The 19,935-nt window shown below is 48.8% G+C and carries 20 protein-coding genes, 1 pseudogene and 1 other annotated feature; of the genes and pseudogenes, 6 read left to right on the forward strand and 15 right to left on the reverse strand.

All coding sequences use genetic code 11. The features are described 5' to 3' along the window. Positions 1-54 precede the first annotated feature (54 nt). From ppsR to hemP, 3 genes are all read left to right on the forward strand, one after another. Entirely contained in the window at positions 55-888 is an 834-nt protein-coding gene (ppsR, locus tag ACJHXA_RS03050; protein WP_000368046.1) for a posphoenolpyruvate synthetase regulatory kinase/phosphorylase PpsR, read from the forward strand. A gap of 156 nt (positions 889-1,044) precedes the next feature. After that, on the forward strand, positions 1,045-2,091 hold the full coding sequence (gene aroH, locus ACJHXA_RS03055) for a 3-deoxy-7-phosphoheptulonate synthase AroH (RefSeq protein WP_001082204.1): 1,047 nt from the start codon (positions 1,045-1,047) through the stop codon (positions 2,089-2,091). A gap of 131 nt (positions 2,092-2,222) precedes the next feature. After that, positions 2,223-2,414 (forward strand): hemin uptake protein HemP, encoded by a 192-nt coding sequence (gene hemP / locus ACJHXA_RS03060; protein ID WP_001270809.1) that lies wholly within the window; start codon positions 2,223-2,225, stop codon positions 2,412-2,414. Positions 2,415-2,417: 3 nt separating this feature from the next. Here hemP and selO read toward each other — a convergent pair whose 3' ends face one another. The 14 genes from selO to thrS all read right to left on the reverse strand — a co-directional run bounded on the left by selO (position 2,418) and on the right by thrS (position 15,180). Continuing rightward, the gene (gene selO / locus ACJHXA_RS03065; protein WP_000175615.1) at positions 2,418-3,854 is read right to left on the reverse strand and encodes a protein adenylyltransferase SelO; all 1,437 of its coding nucleotides are present in this window, start codon (positions 3,852-3,854) and stop codon (positions 2,418-2,420) included. 62 nt (positions 3,855-3,916) lie between these two features. Then, positions 3,917-4,630 carry an anti-FlhDC factor gene (ydiV, locus tag ACJHXA_RS03070; RefSeq protein WP_001315654.1) on the reverse strand — a complete coding sequence of 238 codons (714 nt, stop codon included), beginning with the start codon at positions 4,628-4,630 and terminating at the stop codon, positions 3,917-3,919. A 246-nt stretch (positions 4,631-4,876) separates the two neighbouring features. After that, positions 4,877-5,341: an NlpC/P60 family protein gene (locus tag ACJHXA_RS03075; RefSeq protein ID WP_001209780.1), complete on the reverse strand. Its 465-nt coding sequence runs from the start codon at positions 5,339-5,341 to the stop codon at positions 4,877-4,879. A gap of 77 nt (positions 5,342-5,418) precedes the next feature. Next, positions 5,419-6,168 carry a vitamin B12 ABC transporter ATP-binding protein BtuD gene (gene btuD, locus ACJHXA_RS03080; RefSeq protein WP_000029466.1) on the reverse strand — a complete coding sequence of 250 codons (750 nt, stop codon included), beginning with the start codon at positions 6,166-6,168 and terminating at the stop codon, positions 5,419-5,421. Beyond that, positions 6,168-6,719, reverse strand: a complete 552-nt coding sequence (gene btuE / locus ACJHXA_RS03085; protein WP_001154187.1) for a bifunctional thioredoxin/glutathione peroxidase — start codon at positions 6,717-6,719, stop codon at positions 6,168-6,170. The genes btuD and btuE overlap by 1 nt, the downstream gene beginning before the upstream one ends. A gap of 62 nt (positions 6,720-6,781) precedes the next feature. Next, positions 6,782-7,762: a vitamin B12 ABC transporter permease BtuC gene (btuC, locus tag ACJHXA_RS03090; RefSeq protein WP_000956519.1), complete on the reverse strand. Its 981-nt coding sequence runs from the start codon at positions 7,760-7,762 to the stop codon at positions 6,782-6,784. A 100-nt stretch (positions 7,763-7,862) separates the two neighbouring features. Beyond that, complete coding sequence (ihfA, locus tag ACJHXA_RS03095; protein ID WP_001229265.1) at positions 7,863-8,162, reverse strand: integration host factor subunit alpha; 300 nt, start codon at positions 8,160-8,162, stop codon at positions 7,863-7,865. Positions 8,163-8,166: 4 nt separating this feature from the next. Further along, positions 8,167-10,554: a phenylalanine--tRNA ligase subunit beta gene (pheT, locus tag ACJHXA_RS03100; protein ID WP_000672359.1), complete on the reverse strand. Its 2,388-nt coding sequence runs from the start codon at positions 10,552-10,554 to the stop codon at positions 8,167-8,169. 14 nt (positions 10,555-10,568) lie between these two features. Beyond that, positions 10,569-11,552, reverse strand: a complete 984-nt coding sequence (gene pheS, locus ACJHXA_RS03105; RefSeq protein ID WP_000018596.1) for a phenylalanine--tRNA ligase subunit alpha — start codon at positions 11,550-11,552, stop codon at positions 10,569-10,571. A gap of 209 nt (positions 11,553-11,761) precedes the next feature. Next, positions 11,762-11,886 (reverse strand) — a sequence feature (Phe leader region). Further along, the gene (gene pheM / locus ACJHXA_RS03110; protein WP_001386830.1) at positions 11,836-11,880 is read right to left on the reverse strand and encodes a pheST operon leader peptide PheM; all 45 of its coding nucleotides are present in this window, start codon (positions 11,878-11,880) and stop codon (positions 11,836-11,838) included. (Overlaps the previous feature by 45 nt.) 116 nt (positions 11,887-12,002) lie before the next feature. Continuing rightward, positions 12,003-12,359, reverse strand: a complete 357-nt coding sequence (gene rplT, locus ACJHXA_RS03115; RefSeq protein WP_000124850.1) for a 50S ribosomal protein L20 — start codon at positions 12,357-12,359, stop codon at positions 12,003-12,005. A gap of 52 nt (positions 12,360-12,411) precedes the next feature. After that, positions 12,412-12,609 carry a 50S ribosomal protein L35 gene (rpmI, locus tag ACJHXA_RS03120; protein WP_001124225.1) on the reverse strand — a complete coding sequence of 66 codons (198 nt, stop codon included), beginning with the start codon at positions 12,607-12,609 and terminating at the stop codon, positions 12,412-12,414. A gap of 96 nt (positions 12,610-12,705) precedes the next feature. Next, complete coding sequence (gene infC, locus ACJHXA_RS03125) at positions 12,706-13,248, reverse strand: translation initiation factor IF-3 (RefSeq protein ID WP_001700733.1); 543 nt, start codon at positions 13,246-13,248, stop codon at positions 12,706-12,708. Between the two features lie 3 nt (positions 13,249-13,251). Beyond that, entirely contained in the window at positions 13,252-15,180 is a 1,929-nt protein-coding gene (thrS, locus tag ACJHXA_RS03130) for a threonine--tRNA ligase (protein ID WP_001144192.1), read from the reverse strand. Positions 15,181-15,703: 523 nt separating this feature from the next. Here thrS and espL1 point away from each other — a divergent pair. Both espL1 and yniD read left to right on the forward strand, forming a co-directional pair. Beyond that, positions 15,704-17,603, forward strand: a pseudogene (espL1, locus tag ACJHXA_RS03135) (type III secretion system effector EspL1). A 175-nt stretch (positions 17,604-17,778) separates the two neighbouring features. Further along, positions 17,779-17,886: a small membrane protein YniD gene (yniD, locus tag ACJHXA_RS03140; protein WP_001142445.1), complete on the forward strand. Its 108-nt coding sequence runs from the start codon at positions 17,779-17,781 to the stop codon at positions 17,884-17,886. Between the two features lie 52 nt (positions 17,887-17,938). Here the strand turns inward: yniD and ACJHXA_RS03145 are convergent, their stop codons facing one another. Further along, positions 17,939-18,697: a YdiY family protein gene (locus tag ACJHXA_RS03145; RefSeq protein ID WP_000771396.1), complete on the reverse strand. Its 759-nt coding sequence runs from the start codon at positions 18,695-18,697 to the stop codon at positions 17,939-17,941. A gap of 286 nt (positions 18,698-18,983) precedes the next feature. Here ACJHXA_RS03145 and pfkB point away from each other — a divergent pair, with 286 nt between their 5' ends. Next, positions 18,984-19,913, forward strand: a complete 930-nt coding sequence (gene pfkB / locus ACJHXA_RS03150) for a 6-phosphofructokinase II (RefSeq protein ID WP_000251735.1) — start codon at positions 18,984-18,986, stop codon at positions 19,911-19,913. The last annotated feature ends 22 nt before the right edge of the window (positions 19,914-19,935 follow it).

Below are 19,935 nucleotides of genomic sequence, written 5' to 3' on the forward strand. Positions count from 1 at the left end.
GCGTTTTTAATTTATGCTTTCATAGAATTATGTCTGCATCACGGGAAGAACAAAATGGATAATGCTGTTGATCGCCACGTTTTTTATATTTCTGATGGTACGGCAATAACTGCGGAGGTATTAGGACACGCAGTAATGTCACAATTTCCCGTCACTATCAGCAGCATTACGCTGCCGTTTGTCGAAAATGAGAGCCGTGCACGGGCAGTGAAGGATCAGATTGACGCAATTTATCACCAGACAGGTGTGCGCCCGCTGGTCTTCTACTCCATCGTGTTGCCGGAGATTCGCGCCATCATCTTGCAAAGTGAAGGCTTTTGCCAGGATATCGTTCAGGCGTTGGTTGCCCCGCTACAACAAGAGATGAAACTGGATCCAACGCCGATTGCTCATCGTACCCATGGCCTTAACCCTAATAATCTCAATAAATATGATGCGCGCATTGCGGCGATTGATTACACCCTTGCCCACGATGACGGTATTTCGTTGCGCAATCTGGACCAGGCTCAGGTGATCCTGCTCGGCGTTTCTCGCTGTGGTAAAACCCCCACCAGTCTGTATCTGGCAATGCAATTTGGTATCCGCGCGGCAAACTACCCCTTTATTGCCGACGATATGGATAATCTGGTGCTACCCGCGTCGCTCAAACCGCTTCAGCACAAATTGTTCGGCCTGACTATCGACCCGGAACGTCTGGCGGCGATTCGCGAGGAACGTCGGGAGAACAGTCGCTATGCCTCGCTTCGTCAGTGCAGGATGGAAGTCGCGGAAGTGGAAGCGTTGTACCGTAAAAATCAGATCCCGTGGATTAACAGTACCAATTATTCGGTAGAAGAGATTGCCACCAAGATCCTCGATATCATGGGCCTTAGTCGCCGAATGTACTAGAGAACTAGTGCATTAGCTTATTTTTTTGTTATCATGCTAACCACCCGGCGAGGTGTGACACACCTCGCACTTGAAATCAGCAGCGATTGGTTTATCGTGATGCGCATCACTTCCCGGCAGTCCTGCCGTAGAAGCAACAAATTTCTGAGACTTGTAATGAACAGAACTGACGAACTCCGTACTGCGCGTATTGAGAGCCTGGTAACGCCCGCCGAACTCGCGCTACGGTATCCCGTAACGCCTGGCGTCGCCGCCCATGTCACCGACTCCCGCCGCAGAATTGAAAAAATACTGAATGGTGAAGATAAGCGACTGTTGGTTATTATTGGCCCCTGCTCGATCCACGATCTCACCGCTGCAATGGAGTACGCCACCCGTCTGCAGTCGCTGCGCAACCAGTACCAGTCACGGCTGGAAATCGTAATGCGCACCTATTTTGAAAAACCACGAACTGTTGTCGGCTGGAAAGGGCTAATCTCCGATCCGGATTTAAACGGCAGCTATCGGGTAAATCACGGTCTGGAGCTGGCGCGCAAATTACTTTTACAGGTAAATGAGCTGGGTGTCCCTACCGCGACTGAGTTCCTCGATATGGTGACCGGTCAGTTTATTGCTGATTTAATCAGTTGGGGCGCGATTGGCGCACGTACTACCGAAAGTCAGATCCACCGTGAAATGGCTTCGGCACTCTCCTGTCCGGTAGGTTTTAAAAATGGTACCGATGGCAACACGCGGATTGCCGTGGATGCTATCCGCGCAGCCCGCGCCAGCCATATGTTCCTCTCGCCAGACAAAAATGGTCAGATGACCATCTATCAGACCAGCGGCAACCCGTATGGCCACATTATTATGCGTGGCGGCAAAAAACCGAATTATCATGCCGATGATATCGCCGCAGCCTGCGATACGCTGCACGAGTTTGATTTACCTGAACATCTGGTGGTGGATTTCAGCCACGGTAACTGCCAGAAGCAGCACCGTCGCCAGTTAGAAGTTTGTGAGGATATTTGTCAGCAAATCCGCAATGGCTCTACGGCGATTGCTGGAATTATGGCGGAAAGTTTCCTGCGCGAAGGAACGCAAAAAATCGTCGGCAGTCAGCCGCTCACTTACGGTCAATCCATTACCGACCCGTGTCTGGGCTGGGAAGATACCGAACGCCTGGTCGAAAAACTCGCCTCTGCGGTAGATACCCGCTTCTGAATGCGTGCCCATTCCTGATGGGATGGGCATTTCTGCGCAACTTGTTGTCTTCTCAGCACATTACTGCTTGCTCTGGTTAGCCATAATATTGATAATAAGAATCATTGTTATATCAATTATTATTAATTTTTATGCGTTATACGGATAGCAGAAAACTCACGCCTGAAACGGATGCCAATCACAAGACCGCTTCCCCGCAGCCTATTCGGCGAATTTCCAGCCAGACACTGTTAGGTCCGGATGGCAAACTGATTATCGATCATGACGGGCAAGAATATCTGCTCCGTAAAACTCAGGCTGGCAAGCTGCTGTTAACTAAGTAGCCTTTAACTCGAGCAGCTGACTTCCAGCCGTTTACCCCAGTCAGGTGGACGACTGACATAGTCATCATCTCTGTCGCTGAAAGGATTTCGCAACGCCTCATGCAGGCGGTGCAATTCCGTCATATCACCCTTTTCTGCCGCTTCAATCGCCCGTTGCGCCAACCAGTTGCGCAACACCAGAGCTGGGTTAACGCTTTGCATCAGTTGCTGACGCTCAATATCGCTAACCTCGTCTTGTTGCAAACGCCTCCGATAACGGGCAAACCAGTCATCAAATGCCGCACGATCAATAAACTCATCACGTAGCGGTGACGCCGCGCTGTGCTGCTCGGTCAGACTCAGCATGCGGAATGTGCGGGTATAATCGCTGCGCTCTCGCGCCATCAGACTGAATAATTCATTCAGTAGCGCGTTATCCTCTTTTTGCTCCGTCATGAAGCCCAGTTTCTGCCGCATCCGTTGTCCATAATGCGTCAACAAAACCTGCTGATAGCTGTCCAGGGCCTCATTCAGGGCATCTACGGCAACAAATGGTGACAATGTCTGCGCCAGACGCTGTAAATTCCACAACGCGACAGCAGGTTGATTATCAAAGCTATAACGCCCTTGATGATCCGAGTGATTACAAATAAAACCGGGTTCGTAATCATCAAGAAAACCAAACGGCCCGTAATCAAGCGTCAGCCCCAGCAGCGACATGTTGTCGGTATTCATCACCCCATGAGCAAAGCCGACCGTCTGCCATTGGGCAATTAACGATGCGGTACGTGCGACAACATCGGTAAACCAGAGACGGTATTTGTCCTCATCATCTGCAAGATGTGACCAGTAATGACGAATGGCAAAGTCAGCTAACTGACGAACCTTTTCCGGCTCGCGGCGATAGTAAAAATGTTCGAAATGACCAAAGCGCAGATGACTTGGTGCCACACGTATCAGCATCGCGCCTGGCTCCACCGTTTCCCGATACACTGGCGAATCGCTGGTGACGATACTTAACGCGCGGGTCGTCGGAATGCCCAGATAATGCATCGCCTCACTGGCGAGACTTTCTCGTATCGTCGAACGTAAAACCGCCCGTCCATCACCCATTCGCGAATAAGGCGTCAGGCCAGCACCTTTCAGATGCCAGTCCATTGTAGTGCCATCAGCAAGCAGTTGTTCGCCAAGTAAAATGCCGCGCCCATCACCCAGTTGGCCCGCCCAGACGCCGAACTGATGACCACTGTAAACCTGCGCCAGTGGTGACATACCAGGCAGTAGGGTTTCGCCGCCCCAGACACCTGCAGCATTTTTAAACAGCGACGATGGAATACTCAGCGTGTTAGCGAGTTCGGTATTATGCCAAATCAGCCGGGCATTATTTAAAGGCGTAGGGGAAAGTGCTGTATAGGTTTCTGGCAATTCATCGCGCCAGCGGGTAATAAAAGACAGGGTCATAGATCCTCCTGTTTGATAGTGTAGACGGTTACTCTCGTCTTAAACACCAGCAAACAGGAGGGTTATCGCTGAACCAACGTCGTTATCTGATTTATAGGAACGGCAGGCCACAGGCATCCCTGGAGAGCATGGAAATCGAAGGGGGTAATCTGTGCCAATATTTCTGTCGTATCAATGCCCCCCGCGATGATGCAATTGCAACAAGGGGAAATTTGCGCCTGGATCGCACGAATAAACGGTTCGAAGGAGCGATGCGTGATTTGTTGCTGAATAAAACTTTTATCCAGCATGACGCGGGTGAAAAGACCATCAAAAACCGCTTTCATTGTGCTATTACCTGCTCCCAAATTGCCTAACACAAGGGGATACATTTGCGATAAGGATAAAAGATCGCGATTATCTTTTCCTTCATTGAGATGCGGGTAATTCTCATTAATCAACAGTTCAATAAACGGATATTTTAATAGTTCGCCTGCGTAATTATCCCTCTCTAATAATAATGTAGCCACTTGTGGCGTTAAATTAAGCCAGGCAAAGAGTTTATGTTGAATAAAAAAATGTTGGCATGATTTTAGTAATTCCAACTGCTCTGAAAATAATTGCCAATGTTGCTCCTCGGTAAGTTGCGCTATAACCCGACTCGTCGGGATACGCACCGTGCCATCTTCACTGGAGAAATGGGTAATTAACTCAACGCCGACAAGGAGTTGCTGGTTATCTCTTATCGGCAGGAAATAGCAATCAGAATGATAAAGATTCTCCAAAAAAATCTTCATGGTAACCGTCCCTCTCGAAGGATGTTTTTCAGTATCCGGCTAAAAGGGATGAGGCCATAAGACATAACAATTACAGAAGGAGTAACTTTCATTTGTTCCATGTTAACCACTTTTTCAGGGGTCCTTTTTTTAGATTATCCTGATTATAAACGAATAATCCATTTACGGAATTTTTGTCTGCAAAATACTACTGTATTCAGGAGTAAATGGACGGCGATGTATCATCGCCGTCCATTTTTCGACATACTAGATTCGTCTCGCCTGCCAGAAATTTTTCTGCCAATAGACATTATCAAGTGAGGAACGCATCACTCCCTTGCTGGTAGAGGCGTGGATAAATTGGTTGTTGGTATCGTAAATACCTACATGCAAACCATTTTGTCCGGACCCCGTTTTGAAAAAGACCAGGTCACCAGGCAGCAACTCGTCTTTATCAATTTGCGTGCCGATAGAGGCTTGTTCTTTGGTTTCTCGGGGCAGCTGCAAATCGAAACGATCGCGCATCGTTACAACCACAAATCCCGAACAGTCCACACCGCGCCGCGTCATGCCACCATAACGATACGGCGTGCCATGCCAGCTTTGTAGCTGGTCGTTCAAACCGGCAATAACGGTAATCGAATCAGAAAGTCTGGCATTTGGCGGCGGTGCTTTATGGTGGCTACACCCGGCCAGAAACAGTGCTGTGATCAAAATAAGGCAGAAACGCATTCCGTACGGTTCCTCTGTTTTTTATTCTTGCATTAATTTAGCGTCGTAATTACCCGATTTTCAAGATACTAATGAAATCAGATGGTCGAAATCAGCATTCTGTGACCTTCGATATCCAGACGGCGAAAATTCATCCCATAGGCCTGCGCCAGATTTGGCGGCGTGAGCACCTCTTCTCTGCGTCCACTGGCCAGCATTTTTCCACCTTTTAGCAACCACGCCCGATGCGCATGACGCAATGTGTGGTTGAGATCGTGACTGCTCATCACAATCGCCAGTCCTTGCTGACACAGAGCGCTCAGAATTTTGTCTAACGCACTTTGTTGCGCAACATCAAGACTGTTCATCGGCTCATCAAGAAGCAGCAATTGACCTGCGGGATTGGCTTGTGGTGTGATTTGCAGCACCACCGCAGCAAGACGTACGCGTTGCCATTCACCGCCGGAAAGTTGATTGGTGCTACGTCCGAGTTTGTCATCAAGAGCCAGCGCCCCTGCGACATCATTCAGTAGTTCGGTACGCGTTTTATCGTGCTGATGCAGTGTCAGGTAGTGCCAGACCGGCATTGCAAACGGCGGCGTCTGCTGTTGTGAAAGATAGGCGCGATGCAGCGCGAGTTTTGTTGCGGACCATGCTTCCAGGGGTTGCCCCGCGAACTGAATGCTTCCCTTACCGCTGGTCATTCCGGCCATTCGTGCAAGCAAGGTACTCTTACCCGCGCCATTCGGCCCCACCAGATGCAGGATCTCCCCAGCCCGAACCTCGCCAGAAAGTGGCCCCAGGCGGGTAGATTCCGCAACATCCTGTAACTGCATCACAATAGACATTATTTTGCCAACGCCAGTTTAATGCTTTCCATCACAATGGGGTCTTCCGGCGTCATATCCGGGGAAAAACGCTGGATGACCAATCCGTCCCTGCCAACTAAAAATTTCTCAAAATTCCATAAAATATCATCAGGGTACAGCGGTGCACGACCTTTGCTGACCATACGGGCATAGAATCCGCTCTCTTCCGGCGCGACTGCGGTCGGCGCTGCGGCAATCAATTTTTGATACAGCGGATGGCGTCCTTCGCCATTAACTTCAATCTTACTGAACATCGGGAACGTCACCCCCCATGTGGTGGTACAGTAAGTTTTAATCTCTTCATCGCTGCCCGGTTCTTGTTCCAGAAACTGGTTGCACGGGAATCCCAGCACCACAAAACCTCGATCGGCCCAGGCTTTCTGAATATTCTCCAACTGCTCATATTGCGGCGTTAAGCCACACTTTGAGGCGACATTGACAATCAACAGCACATTACCGGCGTACTTCTCCAGCGTGGTCACTTCACCGTCGATATCTTTCACTACGGTCGTCAGAATGGAATCTTGCATCGTTTCTCCTGGGTGTGGTCAGTAAAAATCTTAGCTTTTAATCATAGACCGTCTTTTTGCGGCTAACGTCCTGCTTTTAACAATAACCAGATAAACACCGGCGCACCCAACGTTGCGGTGACCACGCCAATAGGCAGCTCTGCGGCAGCTAATGCCAAGCGCGCTACAACATCGGCCAGCAGCAATGCGCTCGCCCCTGCCAGCGCGCAGCCGGGAAGTAATACGCGATGATCGGTTAAACCACACAACCGAAGAATATGTGGGATCACCAGACCAATAAAGCCGATAGCACCCGCCAGCGCCACACTGACGCCAACCATCCAGCCGGTCGCTGCCACCAGCACATTGCGCCAGAACCACAGGGGTAAACCCAGTTGCCGCGCCGAGATCTCGCCAAGTGCTAACATATTCATCGGCCTGGACTGACAACAGATCCACAACAACACGGGGATCAATGCCAGCATCAGCCAGCTTTGCCGCCAGTCTACGCCGCCAAAACCGCCCATCATCCAGTACATCAGCTGACGTAAATCAACAGAGGTGGAAAAGTAGATAGCCCACGTCATTAGTGCGCTACAGATAATCCCTAATGCAACGCCAGCCAGCAATAACCGACTGGTCGAAAGATGACGACGGGCGAAACGTAAGAGTATTAAAGTGATGATAAGCGCGCCAGCAATCGCACACAGCCCTAGTGCCCAGTTTGGGAGTTGCCCTTGCCCAAGCAATACCGCGGCGATAAGCCCTACGCCTGCGCCGTTAGAGACGCCAAGTAGTCCAGGTTCTGCCAGAGGATTTTCAAACAACGCCTGCATTACTGCGCCGGATATAGCCAGCGCCGCACCAACCAGCAATACAGCCAGCGTACGTGGCAGGCGAATCTGCCAGACGAACAGTTCGCCACGAGGAGAAAACCAGTCACCTGGCGAGATCCATTGTTCACCGGCGCAAAGGCTTAAGAGAAGCGCCAGCAGCATCAAAACTGACAGGCATAATAACCAGCGAATATTTTGTCGCTGTTGTTGGCGGGCAAGTGTCAGCATGGTATCCGTTCTGCTGAAGTGTCATGGCGTTGATTTTACGGTGACTCTTCGACAGTGAAAAGAAAAAAGGCCGCAGAGCGGCCTTTTTAGTTAGATCAGATTACTCGTCTTTGGGCGAAGCGTTTTCGACCCGGCTTTTTAACTTCTGCCCGGGTCTGAAGGTCACCACGCGCCGTGCTGTAATGGGAATATCCTCGCCCGTTTTCGGGTTACGTCCCGGGCGTTGATTCTTATCACGCAGATCGAAGTTACCAAAACCAGAGAGTTTCACCTGTTCGCCGTTTTCCAGAGCGCGACGGATCTCTTCGAAAAACAGTTCAACCAGTTCTTTGGCATCCCGCTTGCTAAGCCCAAGCTTATCAAACAGATATTCTGACATTTCAGCTTTTGTAAGCGCCATAGGTTCAATCCCTCAATGATGCCTGGAATCGCTCTTTTAATGCCTCTACACATTTGGCGACGGTAGCGGCAATCTCCTCTTCTTCGAGTGTACGGCTGGTATCTTGCAGGATCAGGCTTATGGCGAGGCTCTTATACCCCTCCGCAACACCCTTACCGCGGTACACGTCAAATAAGTTTACGCCAACTACCTGATTTACGCCAACTTTCTTACATTCGGATAAAATATCCGCTGCGGGAACGTTTTCTGCGACCACCACCGCGATGTCACGACGGTTCGCCGGGAAGCGAGAAATCTCGCGCGCCTGAGGCACCACGCGGTCTGCGAGCTTGTTCCACTCCAGTTCGAACACCAGAGTGCGACCGTTAAGATCCAGTTTACGTTCCAGTTCAGGATGAACAACCCCAACAAAACCAATACGTTCACCTTTCAGATAAATCGCTGCGGATTGCCCCGGATGCAGTGCCGGATTCGCTTCTGCACGGAACTCAACCTCATTCAGTTTACCGGTCAGGTCGAGAACGGATTCAAGATCGCCTTTCAAATCATAGAAATCAACGGTCTCTTTTGCCAGGTTCCAGTGCTCTTCGTAACGGTTACCGCAAATCACACCGGCTAACATCAGATCCTGACGAATGCCCAACGGTGCCTGAGTATCTGGTACGAAACGCAGACCGCTTTCGAAAATGCGCACACGGTTCTGCTGACGGTTCTGGTTGTACACCACGGTTGCCAGCAGGCCGGTCCACAGAGAAAGACGCATTGCTGACATTTCAACAGAGATCGGGCTTGGCAGCAGTAAGGCTTCAACGCCTGGATGGATCATCTGCTGCACTTTCGGATCAACGAAGCTGTAGGTGATCACTTCCTGATAGCCTTTGTCGTTGAGCAGCGTTTTCACGCGCTTGAGCGACAGGTCAGCTTCACGGTGAGTACCCATAATCAGGCTTGCCTGTACCGGCTCATCCGGGATGTTGTTGTAGCCGTAAACACGCGCGACTTCTTCGACCAGATCTTCTTCAATCTCCATATCGAAACGCCAGCTCGGCGCAACTGCCTGCCACTCGTCTTTGCCTTCGGTCACTTCGCAGCCGAGACGACGCAGAATGTCAGTTACCTGCTCATCCGCAATATGATGGCCGATCAGGCGATCCAGTTTGCTACGACGTAAAGTGATGGTTGCACGCTTCGGCAGCGTTGCTTCGTTGGTGATATCAATTACCGGACCAGCCTCACCACCGCAGATGTCGATCAGCAGACGGGTCGCACGTTCCATCGCTTTGTGCTGCAGTGCCGGATCAACGCCACGCTCATAACGGTGAGACGCATCAGTATGCAGGCCATGACGACGAGCACGACCGGTGATAGACAGCGGGCTGAAGAAAGCGCATTCCAGCAAGACGTTTTGCGTTTCGTCATTCACGCCAGAGTGTTCGCCACCAAAGATGCCGCCCATCGCCAGCGCCTTGTTGTGGTCGGCGATGACCAGAGTGTCAGCATTCAGCTTCGCTTCAGTGCCATCAAGCAGTACCAACGTTTCGCCCTCTTTCGCCATCCGCACCACAATGCCGCCTTCAATGCGATCTTTATCGAAAGCGTGCATCGGCTGGCCCAGTTCGAGCAGTACATAGTTGGTGACGTCAACAACTGCATCGATAGAACGGATCCCGCAACGACGCAGTTTTTCTTTCATCCACAGCGGAGTTGGCGCTTTAACGTTAATGCCTTTTACCACACGGCCAAGATAACGCGGGCAGGCTTCCGGCGCTTCGACTGTAATCGGCAGCGTGTCGTCGATGGTCGCACCAACCGGAACGATTTCCGGTTCAACCAGCGGCAGCTGATTCAGCACGGCAACGTCACGCGCAACACCAATGATACCTAAACAGTCGGCACGGTTTGGCGTCACGCTGATTTCGATGGTGTTGTCATCAAGTTTCAGGTATTCACGGATGTCGGTGCCAATCGGCGCATCCGCAGGCAGCTCGATAATGCCGCTATGATCGTCAGAAATTCCCAGCTCAGAAAAGGAGCACAGCATCCCTTCAGACGGTTCACCACGCAGTTTCGCCGCTTTAATTTTGAAATCACCCGGCAGAACAGCACCAATGGTAGCTACCGCCACACGCAGGCCCTGACGGCAGTTTGGCGCACCGCAGACGATGTCCAGCAGGCGATCGCCGCCAACATTCACTTTTGTCACACGCAGTTTGTCAGCGTTCGGATGCTGCGCACACTCAACCACTTCACCAACGACCACGCCGTGGAAGCTACCGGCAACCGGTTCTACACCGTCAACTTCCAGGCCCGCCATAGTGATTTGATTCGCCAGCGCATCGCTATCAATCGCCGGGTTCACCCATTCGCGTAACCACAGTTCACTGAATTTCATAATCTATTCCTGCCTTATTTAAACTGTTTGAGGAAACGCAGATCATTTTCGAAGAATGAACGCAGGTCGGTGACGCCGTAACGCAACATAGTCAGACGCTCCATCCCCATCCCGAAGGCGAAACCAGAGTAAACTTCCGGGTCGATGCCAACGTTACGCAGCACGTTCGGATGCACCATCCCGCAACCCAGCACTTCCAGCCATTTACCGTTTTTACCCATGACGTCAACTTCTGCAGAAGGCTCGGTGAACGGGAAGTAGGAAGGACGGAAGCGAATCTGCAAATCTTCCTCAAAGAAGTTACGCAGGAAATCGTGCAGAGTGCCTTTCAGGTTGGTAAAGCTGATGTTGGTATCAACAATCAGACCTTCCATCTGATGGAACATCGGCGTGTGAGTCTGGTCGTAGTCGTTACGATAAACGCGGCCAGGCGCGATGATACGAATCGGTGGCTGCTGGGCTTTCATGGTGCGGATCTGTACGCCAGAGGTCTGGGTACGCAGCAGGCGGGTAGTGTCAAACCAGAAAGTGTCGTGGTCAGCGCGCGCCGGGTGGTGACCAGGAATGTTCAGAGCATCGAAGTTATGATAATCGTCTTCGATTTCCGGCCCGGTTGCCACGGTAAAGCCAAGCTCACCGAAGAAACTTTCGATACGGTCGATGGTACGGGTAACCGGATGCAGACCGCCGTTTTCAATGCGACGACCTGGCAGGGAGACATCAATCGTTTCCGCCGCCAGACGCGCATTCAGCGCTGCGCTTTCCAGTTCCGCTTTACGCGCATTCAGCGCCTGCTGAACCTGCTCTTTCGCTTCGTTGATAACCGCACCAGCTGCCGGACGCTCTTCTGGCGGCAGCTCACGCAGGGTCGTCATCTGAAGGGTTAAGTGCCCTTTTTTACCCAAATATTCGACGCGCACATTATCTAACGCGGCAACATCTGACGCCTGGCTAATGGCCGCCTTCGCACTGGCAACCAGTTCTGCGAGATGTGACATGGTTTTCCTCATTGTGTCAGTGGTGACACTGGTTCGTTGGACTTAGAGCCTATCCCATCAGGCTATTTTACTTGCCATTTTGGTCCCGGGCAGTGCTCGAAATTCTCACGTACTTAAATACGCTCCGGTTTCTCCGCGCTGGCCGTGTCCAGACTGGCTGCGACAATTACACCTGATGAGACAGGCTTTTTATTTTTCAAAACGCGCATACAAAAAAAGCCTCCACTGGGAGGCTTTCAGGCGCTGTTTTCCGTTTCTCTTCTCACGCGCTAGCCTCCTGGATTCAGGTGCTAAAGTAAAAAAAGAAGCGGAAAATAGCAGCATTCATTGCTTGCGTTACCTTTTGGTACTCTTCAAAAGACCTTTATTGAAAAGGCTACGGCGATAAAAGTCAATGTTTTGATGGCGTTGAAACGAAAAGAGGGAGACTAGCTCCCTCTTTCAACTGGCTTATGCCAGAGCTGCTTTCGCTTTTTCAACCAGAGCGGTGAACGCTACTTTGTCGAATACTGCGATATCAGCCAGGATCTTACGGTCGATTTCAACAGAGGCTTTTTTCAGGCCATTGATGAATTTGCTGTAAGAAATACCGTTCTGACGTGCTGCTGCGTTGATACGCGCAATCCACAGTTGACGGAACTGACGCTTACGTTGACGACGGTCACGGTAAGCATACTGACCAGCTTTGATAACAGCCTGGAAGGCAACGCGGTATACGCGAGAACGCGCACCGTAGTAGCCTTTAGCTTGTTTCAAAATTTTCTTGTGACGTGCGCGTGCAATAACACCACGTTTTACGCGAGCCATATGTGCTCTCCTGTATCTATATTCTAATTAAAAAGTTAAAAACGTTAACGGCTTATGCGTACGGCAGGCACGCGATTACCAGGCCCAGATCGCCTTTGGAAACCATGGCTTTCGGACGCAGGTGACGTTTACGTTTGGTCGCTTTTTTGGTCAGAATGTGACGCAGGTTAGCGTGCTTGTGCTTAAAACCACCTTTACCGGTTTTTTTGAAGCGCTTAGCAGCACCGCGTACGGTCTTAATTTTTGGCATTTTAATAACTTCCACTTCGCATTGTTAATAAACGAAACAAAGGCGAACAAAGCCTGTGAAGCCCGAAGGCTCCACAGACAGTGCTACTTGAAGGCCTTACTGTTTCTTCTTAGGAGCGAGCACCATGATCATCTGGCGGCCTTCGATCTTCGTTGGGAAGGATTCGACCACTGCCAGTTCTTGCAAATCGTCTTTCACGCGATTAAGCACTTCCATACCGATTTGCTGGTGCGCCATCTCACGACCGCGGAAACGCAGCGTGATTTTGGCTTTATCACCCTCTTCGAGAAAGCGAATCAGGCTGCGGAGTTTTACCTGATAGTCGCCTTCATCTGTACCAGGACGGAATTTAATTTCCTTAACCTGGATAACTTTTTGCTTTTTCTTCTGTTCCTTAGAAGACTTGCTCTTTTCATAGAGGAATTTGCCGTAATCCATTATACGACAAACCGGCGGCTCGGCGTTAGGGCTGATCTCGACTAAGTCTACTCCGGCTTCTTCTGCTTTCTCCAGAGCTTCTCTCAGACTCACAATACCAAGCTGCTCGCCTTCCAGACCTGTTAAGCGAACTTCCTGGGCGCGAATTTCGCCATTGATACGGTTAGGGCGCGCCGTTTGAACTCGTTTTCCGCCTTTAATACCTTATTCCTCCAATTGTTTAAGACTGCGGCTGCGAATCTCTTGTTGCAGCTTCTCGATCACTTCATTTACGTCCATGCTTCCCAGGTCTTTACCACGGCGGGTGCGAACGGCAACTTTGCCTGATTCCACCTCTTTATCACCACAGACCAGCATATATGGGACGCGACGCAAAGTGTGCTCGCGGATTTTAAAGCCAATCTTCTCATTTCTCAAGTCTGCTTTAACACGAATGCCCGCATTTGATAGTTTTTGCGTCAATTCGTTAACGTATTCAGACTGTGAATCGGTAATATTCATGATAACAACCTGAACTGGCGCAAGCCAGGTCGGGAAGAAACCAGCGAATTCTTCGGTCAGGATACCGATGAAACGTTCCATCGACCCCAAAATTGCGCGGTGAATCATTACCGGTACTTTACGTTCATTGTCTTCGCCTACATAAGAAGCGCTCAGACGAGAAGGCAAAGAGAAGTCCAGCTGTACTGTACCGCACTGCCATGCACGATCGAGGCAGTCATACAGGGTAAATTCAATTTTCGGACCGTAGAAAGCGCCTTCACCCAGTTGATATTCAAACGGGATGTTGTTTTCTTCCAGCGCAACCGCCAGGTCCGCCTCAGCACGATCCCACATTTCGTCGCTGCCAATACGTTTTTCAGGACGAGTGGAGAGTTTGACGACGATCTTCTCGAAGCCAAAAGTGCTGTACATATCATAGACTAAACGGATACATCCGTTAACTTCATCGCGAATTTGTTCTTCAGTACAGAAGATATGCGCGTCATCCTGGGTAAATCCACGCACGCGCATCAGGCCATGCAGCGAACCTGACGGCTCATTACGGTGGCAGCTACCAAACTCGGCCATACGCAGCGGCAGATCGCGATAAGACTTCAGCCCCTGGTTGAAAATTTGTACGTGACCCGGGCAGTTCATCGGCTTAATGCAGTATTCACGGTTCTCAGAAGACGTGGTGAACATTGCATCTTTGTAGTTGTCCCAGTGACCGGTTTTTTCCCACAGGACACGGTCCATCATGAACGGACCTTTAACTTCCTGATACTGGTACTCTTTCAGTTTAGAACGAACAAACACTTCCAGTTCACGGAAGATGGTCCAGCCGTCGTTGTGCCAGAATACCATACCCGGCGCTTCTTCCTGCATATGGTACAGGTCGAGCTGTTTACCGATTTTACGGTGGTCGCGTTTCGCGGCTTCTTCCAGGCGCTGCAGGTAAGCGTTAAGCGCTTTTTTGTCTGCCCACGCCGTACCGTAAATACGTTGCAACATTTTGTTGTTGCTGTCGCCACGCCAGTAAGCCCCTGCCGTTTTCATTAGTTTGAAATGATGGCAGAAACGCATGTTCGGTACGTGCGGACCGCGGCACATATCGACATATTCTTCATGGAAGTACAGACCTGGCTTGTCATCATGGGCGATGTTTTCGTCAAGAATGGAGACTTTGTAGCTCTCCCCACGGTTGGCGAATGTTTCACGCGCTTCGTGCCAGCTGACTTTCTTCTTAATGACGTCGTAGTTTTTCTCAGCAAGCTCATGCATCCGCTTCTCGAGTGCTTCGACATCTTCCTGGGTTAACGTGCGGTCAAGATCAACGTCGTAATAAAAACCGTTGTCAATAACCGGGCCGATTGCCATTTTGGTATGCGGCCAAAGTTGTTTAATCGCGTGCCCTAACAGGTGCGCACAGGAGTGACGAATGATCTCCAGACCGTCTTCGTCTTTGGCGGTAATGATGGACAGTTGTGCGTCGTTTTCAATCAGATCGCAAGCATCAACCAGTTCGCCATTAACGCGCCCTGCGATACAGGCTTTCGCCAGACCTGGACCAATGTCCAGCGCAACATCCATGGGGCTTACAGCGTGGTCGTAATGGCGTTGGCTGCCATCAGGAAGAGTTATAACAGGCATTTTATATCCTTATTTGCAGTGGTGACCCACACGAAAGATCACATACAAAGAAAAATTTGTTTATTAACAGTTCATTGCGAAACCATCTAGCCAACAAATGCTAAATTGGTTCGCAATCAGGTACACAAATGAAAGACATTAACCTCTCACCTTCCACCCGGTTGAGCGATGTTAACACTAAAAAAAGGGAGATTGTACCTTTCCGTTTCACATTGATTCGATTCGCAATTCGTTTGTAGTGAGTACACCAGCAAAACGCTTAAAGAACCACTGATAACATCACGGTGCGTCTGAAAGGTTTACTGCGAGCGGATTTACAGCAGCATAAACTGAATCCAGCAAAGTTCGTTGCGTGATTTGGCGGTAGTATTTTAAACGCTCATGAGATTAATGACGAAGTGGTCATATCACAATGATAAAAGTGACACAATTCTTATAACAATTTTTCGTGCACATTTCGTTCTGGCGATAATAATTAATCATCATCCTCAAAACCTCCAGATATATATAAGGCGAATAGATTATGAGTCAAAACGATATCATTATCAGAACTCATTATAAGTCTCCTCATAGATTGCACATCGATAGCGACATACCAACACCTTCATCAGAGCCTATTAATAAATTTGCGCGCCAGCTCATCACCCTACTTGATACCTCTGACTTAAGTTCGATGCTGTCATACTGTGTTATTCAGGAATTTATCGCAAACTGTCGAAAAATATCACAAAATTGTTATTCCACTGCCCTTTTTACCATTAACTTTGCCACTTCACCCATCCATGCAGAAAATATACTCATTACATTACACTATAAAAAAGATTTCATTTCCTTATTACTGGAAACCACGCCTATTAAAGCTAACCATTTTCGAAGCATACTGGATTATATTGAACAGGAACAGTTAACTGCTGAAGATCGTAACCATTGTATGAAACTGTCTAAAAAAATCCATAGAGAAAAAACTATACACCCAACAGTAAATCTCAATGGTAGTGCATGTTTTTTGCAATCTCCTTCTGACGCTATTTTTTGTCGCCATCTGTCATTGCAATACGCCCTTGATTCATTGAGAAATGGAAAAGGCAAAGTCAACCTGATTAAACATTACTCCTCCGTTGAATCCATACAGCAGCATATCCCCTTAGTCCGGGATGCGGAGTTCAGAGCATTACTTCGCCATCCTCCTGCAGGGAGTCGCGTTATCGCGAGTAAGGATTTTGGCTTCGCTTTAGATATTTTCTTTTGTCGAATGATGGCAAACAATGTCAGTCATATGTCCGCGATTTTATATATAGACAATCATACTTTGTCAGTAAGGCTACGAATAAAGCAGTCAGTGTATGGACAATTAAATTATGTTGTGTCTTTTTACGACCCGAACGATACCAACGTTGCCGTCAGAGGCACCCACAGGACAGCACGGCGCTTTCTCTCGCTTGATAAGTTCATCAGTTCAGCTCCCGATGCTCAGACCTGGGCTGATAGGTATGTTCGCAACTGTGCAATTGCTATTCTTCCTCTATTACCTGAGGGAGTTCCAGTTGCTATTTTAGCGGGTATCACGACACGAATGCCATTTGCCCCTATACATCCATCGGCAATGTTGTTAATAATGGCCACAGGCCAGACTCAATAGCTTATTACACTATTCAAACAGTTGCCCATACTCCCTGAAAAAGAAATCATTGAAATAATAACTGCGCAGAATAGCGTTGGTACACCTGCTTTATTTCTGGCTATGATGAACGGACAAACTGACAACGTAAAAATATTTATGCAAGAAATCCAGTCACTGGTATACAATCATATCATTCATGAAGATAATCTGGTTAAATTACTTCAAACTAAAAGTGCTAACGAAACACCTGGACTCTATATCTCCATGTTGTATGGATTCGATGAAATAATCGATATCTTTCTGAATGCATTAACCACTCCAATAGCACAAGAACTTTTAAACAAAAAAAATGGTGATGGATATTTTAGCCATGAAAACACGTGATGGTGAACCAGGGTTATTTGCTGCAATGGAAAATAATCACCCTTTGTGTTTCACACGGTTCCTCTCTAAAGTTTATGGGATCGCCGTTAAATATAAACTCAGCAAAATCAACATCATGGACTTATTAAAAGGCGCGACAGCACATGGAACCCCTGCTTTATACATCGCCATGAGCAAGGGTAATAAAGACGTCGTGTTATCTTATATATCAACACTGAGTACTTTTGCAAAAAAATATTCTTTTAGTCAACGTCAATTATTCACACTGTTGGCCGCTAAAAATCATGAAAACATGTCAGCTGTTCATATAGCCATTCATCATAATCATTATAAAACTGTAGAAACATATTATGCTGCTATTAATGCAATCAGCCAAAGCCTGAGTTTTAGTGCTGATGAACTAAAAACGTATTTATAACCAGCTATTTATGATATTTGTATATCGATACATAATTTTATTTTTTTCATAAAACGCAGAAACAGTGATCAGGTGTACAACGCCACCCGACGGCTGTAATAACAAAAAATCCCTTGATGCCTGTCCCTTTTGTTACACTCCGTTATCACGCACAAGAGATATGCAGGACACTGGTATGCCGACTAAACGCTTTGATAAAAAACACTGGAAGATGGTGGTGGTGCTACTGGCAATCTGTGGCGCTATGTTGTTGCTACGTTGGGCAGCAATGATTTGGGGCTGAGCAGTGACAAACGAAGACAGCCAGACCGCATAACACGGTCCGGCAGATAATTTTACATGCTGTAGCCCAGCGATAAGGTTGTCCGACGATCGGTATGTTCCGGTGCAGACTCTGGAGGTTCAGAGTTCCATGTGACGTTGTAAGCCACTTTCAGTCCAAAATGTTCATTAATAGCAACATTTAATGCGCTTTCGGAGTTCAGCGTTGTGTCTTCCGCGCCAAAGACGGAAACACCCTGCGTAAATTTAGCGTTGTCAGTCAACTGCCATGCATAAGCACCGGAGGCATAGCCCAGCGGCTGAGTTTCACTGGCATTGTCGGTATATTTGTCGTAACGCACACCTGGACCGAATTCAAAGCGGAAACTGTGTACCGGGCCATTCAAAAACTGACGACCATAACCCGCGGTCAACACATCGCGCTCTCGATAGCCGTTATAACGGTCTGTCAGCCAGCTTGCCTGACCAAATAAATAGTCATAATCAGTTAAATTAAAACGGCTACGCCCGCCCGCCGCATATTTTTCTGAAGAACGCTCATCATTAGAAGAAGTATTACTGGCGTTCCCCCACAGCGACCAGGCAGTGGTTTGTCCATACCAGGTCATGGTGGTGTCAGCCGTAAGTGAGGAGCTTTTCGTATTGCCTGATTGTGCAAGATATCCTGCGTTCAGATTACCTTCGAAAGGTTTTTTAGCGCTGGCAGGATCGTCCATGACAGTAAAAACGGAATCATCGGCAGCTGCATTCAGTGACGCAAACATGCCCCCCGCCAACATAACGATGGCAGGAACTGTCTTCAAAAGCTTCATTTATCAAGAGTCCGTACAACAAAAAAAGAGACCATCGCGGTCCCGGAAACTTTCTTAAGGATCAAAGATTAGCGTCCCTGGAAAGGTAACGAATTATAAAAAGGCGCGAATAACTTAGCAATGTATTCTTATTTCATTTTTTGAATAAGCATGTGGCGAAAACAGATTTTTATTTATATATATTTATCTGCAAAATTTTAAATAAAGCTCTAATAAATCATATTGTTAATTTCTTCACTTTCGGCTGATTCGGTGCCAGACTGAAATCAGCCTATAGGAGGAAATGATGGTACGTATCTATACGTTGACACTTGCGCCCTCTCTCGATAGCGCAACAATTACCCCGCAAATTTATCCCGAAGGAAAACTGCGCTGTACCGCACCGGTGTTCGAACCCGGGGGCGGCGGCATCAACGTCGCCCGCGCCATTGCCCATCTTGGAGGCAGTGCCACAGCGATCTTCCCGGCGGGTGGCGCGACCGGCGAACACCTGGTTTCTCTGTTGGCGGATGAAAATGTCCCCGTCGCTACTGTAGAAGCCAAAGACTGGACCCGGCAGAATTTACACGTACATGTGGAAGCAAGCGGTGAGCAGTATCGTTTTGTTATGCCAGGCGCGGCATTAAATGAAGATGAGTTTCGCCAGCTTGAAGAGCAAGTTCTGGAAATTGAATCCGGGGCCATCCTGGTCATAAGCGGAAGCCTGCCGCCAGGTGTGAAGCTGGAAAAATTAACCCAACTGATTTCCGCTGCGCAAAACCAAGGGATCCGCTGCATCATCGACAGTTCTGGCGAAGCGTTAAGTGCAGCACTGGCGATTGGTAACATCGAGTTGGTTAAGCCTAACCAAAAAGAACTCAGTGCGCTGGTGAATCGCGAACTCACCCAGCCAGACGATGTCCGCAAAGCCGCGCAGGAAATCGTTAATAGCGGCAAGGCCAAACGGGTTGTCGTTTCCCTTGGTCCACAAGGAGCGCTGGGTGTTGATAGTGAAAACTGCATTCAGGTGGTGCCACCACCGGTGAAAAGCCAGAGTACCGTTGGCGCTGGTGACAGCATGGTCGGCGCGATGACACTGAAACTGGCAGAAAATGCCTCTCTTGAAGAGATGGTCCGTTTTGGCGTAGCTGCGGGGAGTGCAGCCACACTCAATCAGGGAACACGTCTGTGCTCCCATGACGATACGCAAAAAATTTACGCTTACCTTTCCCGCTAACAAAAACATTCCCCCAGCATTG

Origin of the sequence: Escherichia sp. WS33, assembly GCF_046486385.1 — a bacterium.
Lineage (GTDB): Bacteria > Pseudomonadota > Gammaproteobacteria > Enterobacterales > Enterobacteriaceae > ECMA0423.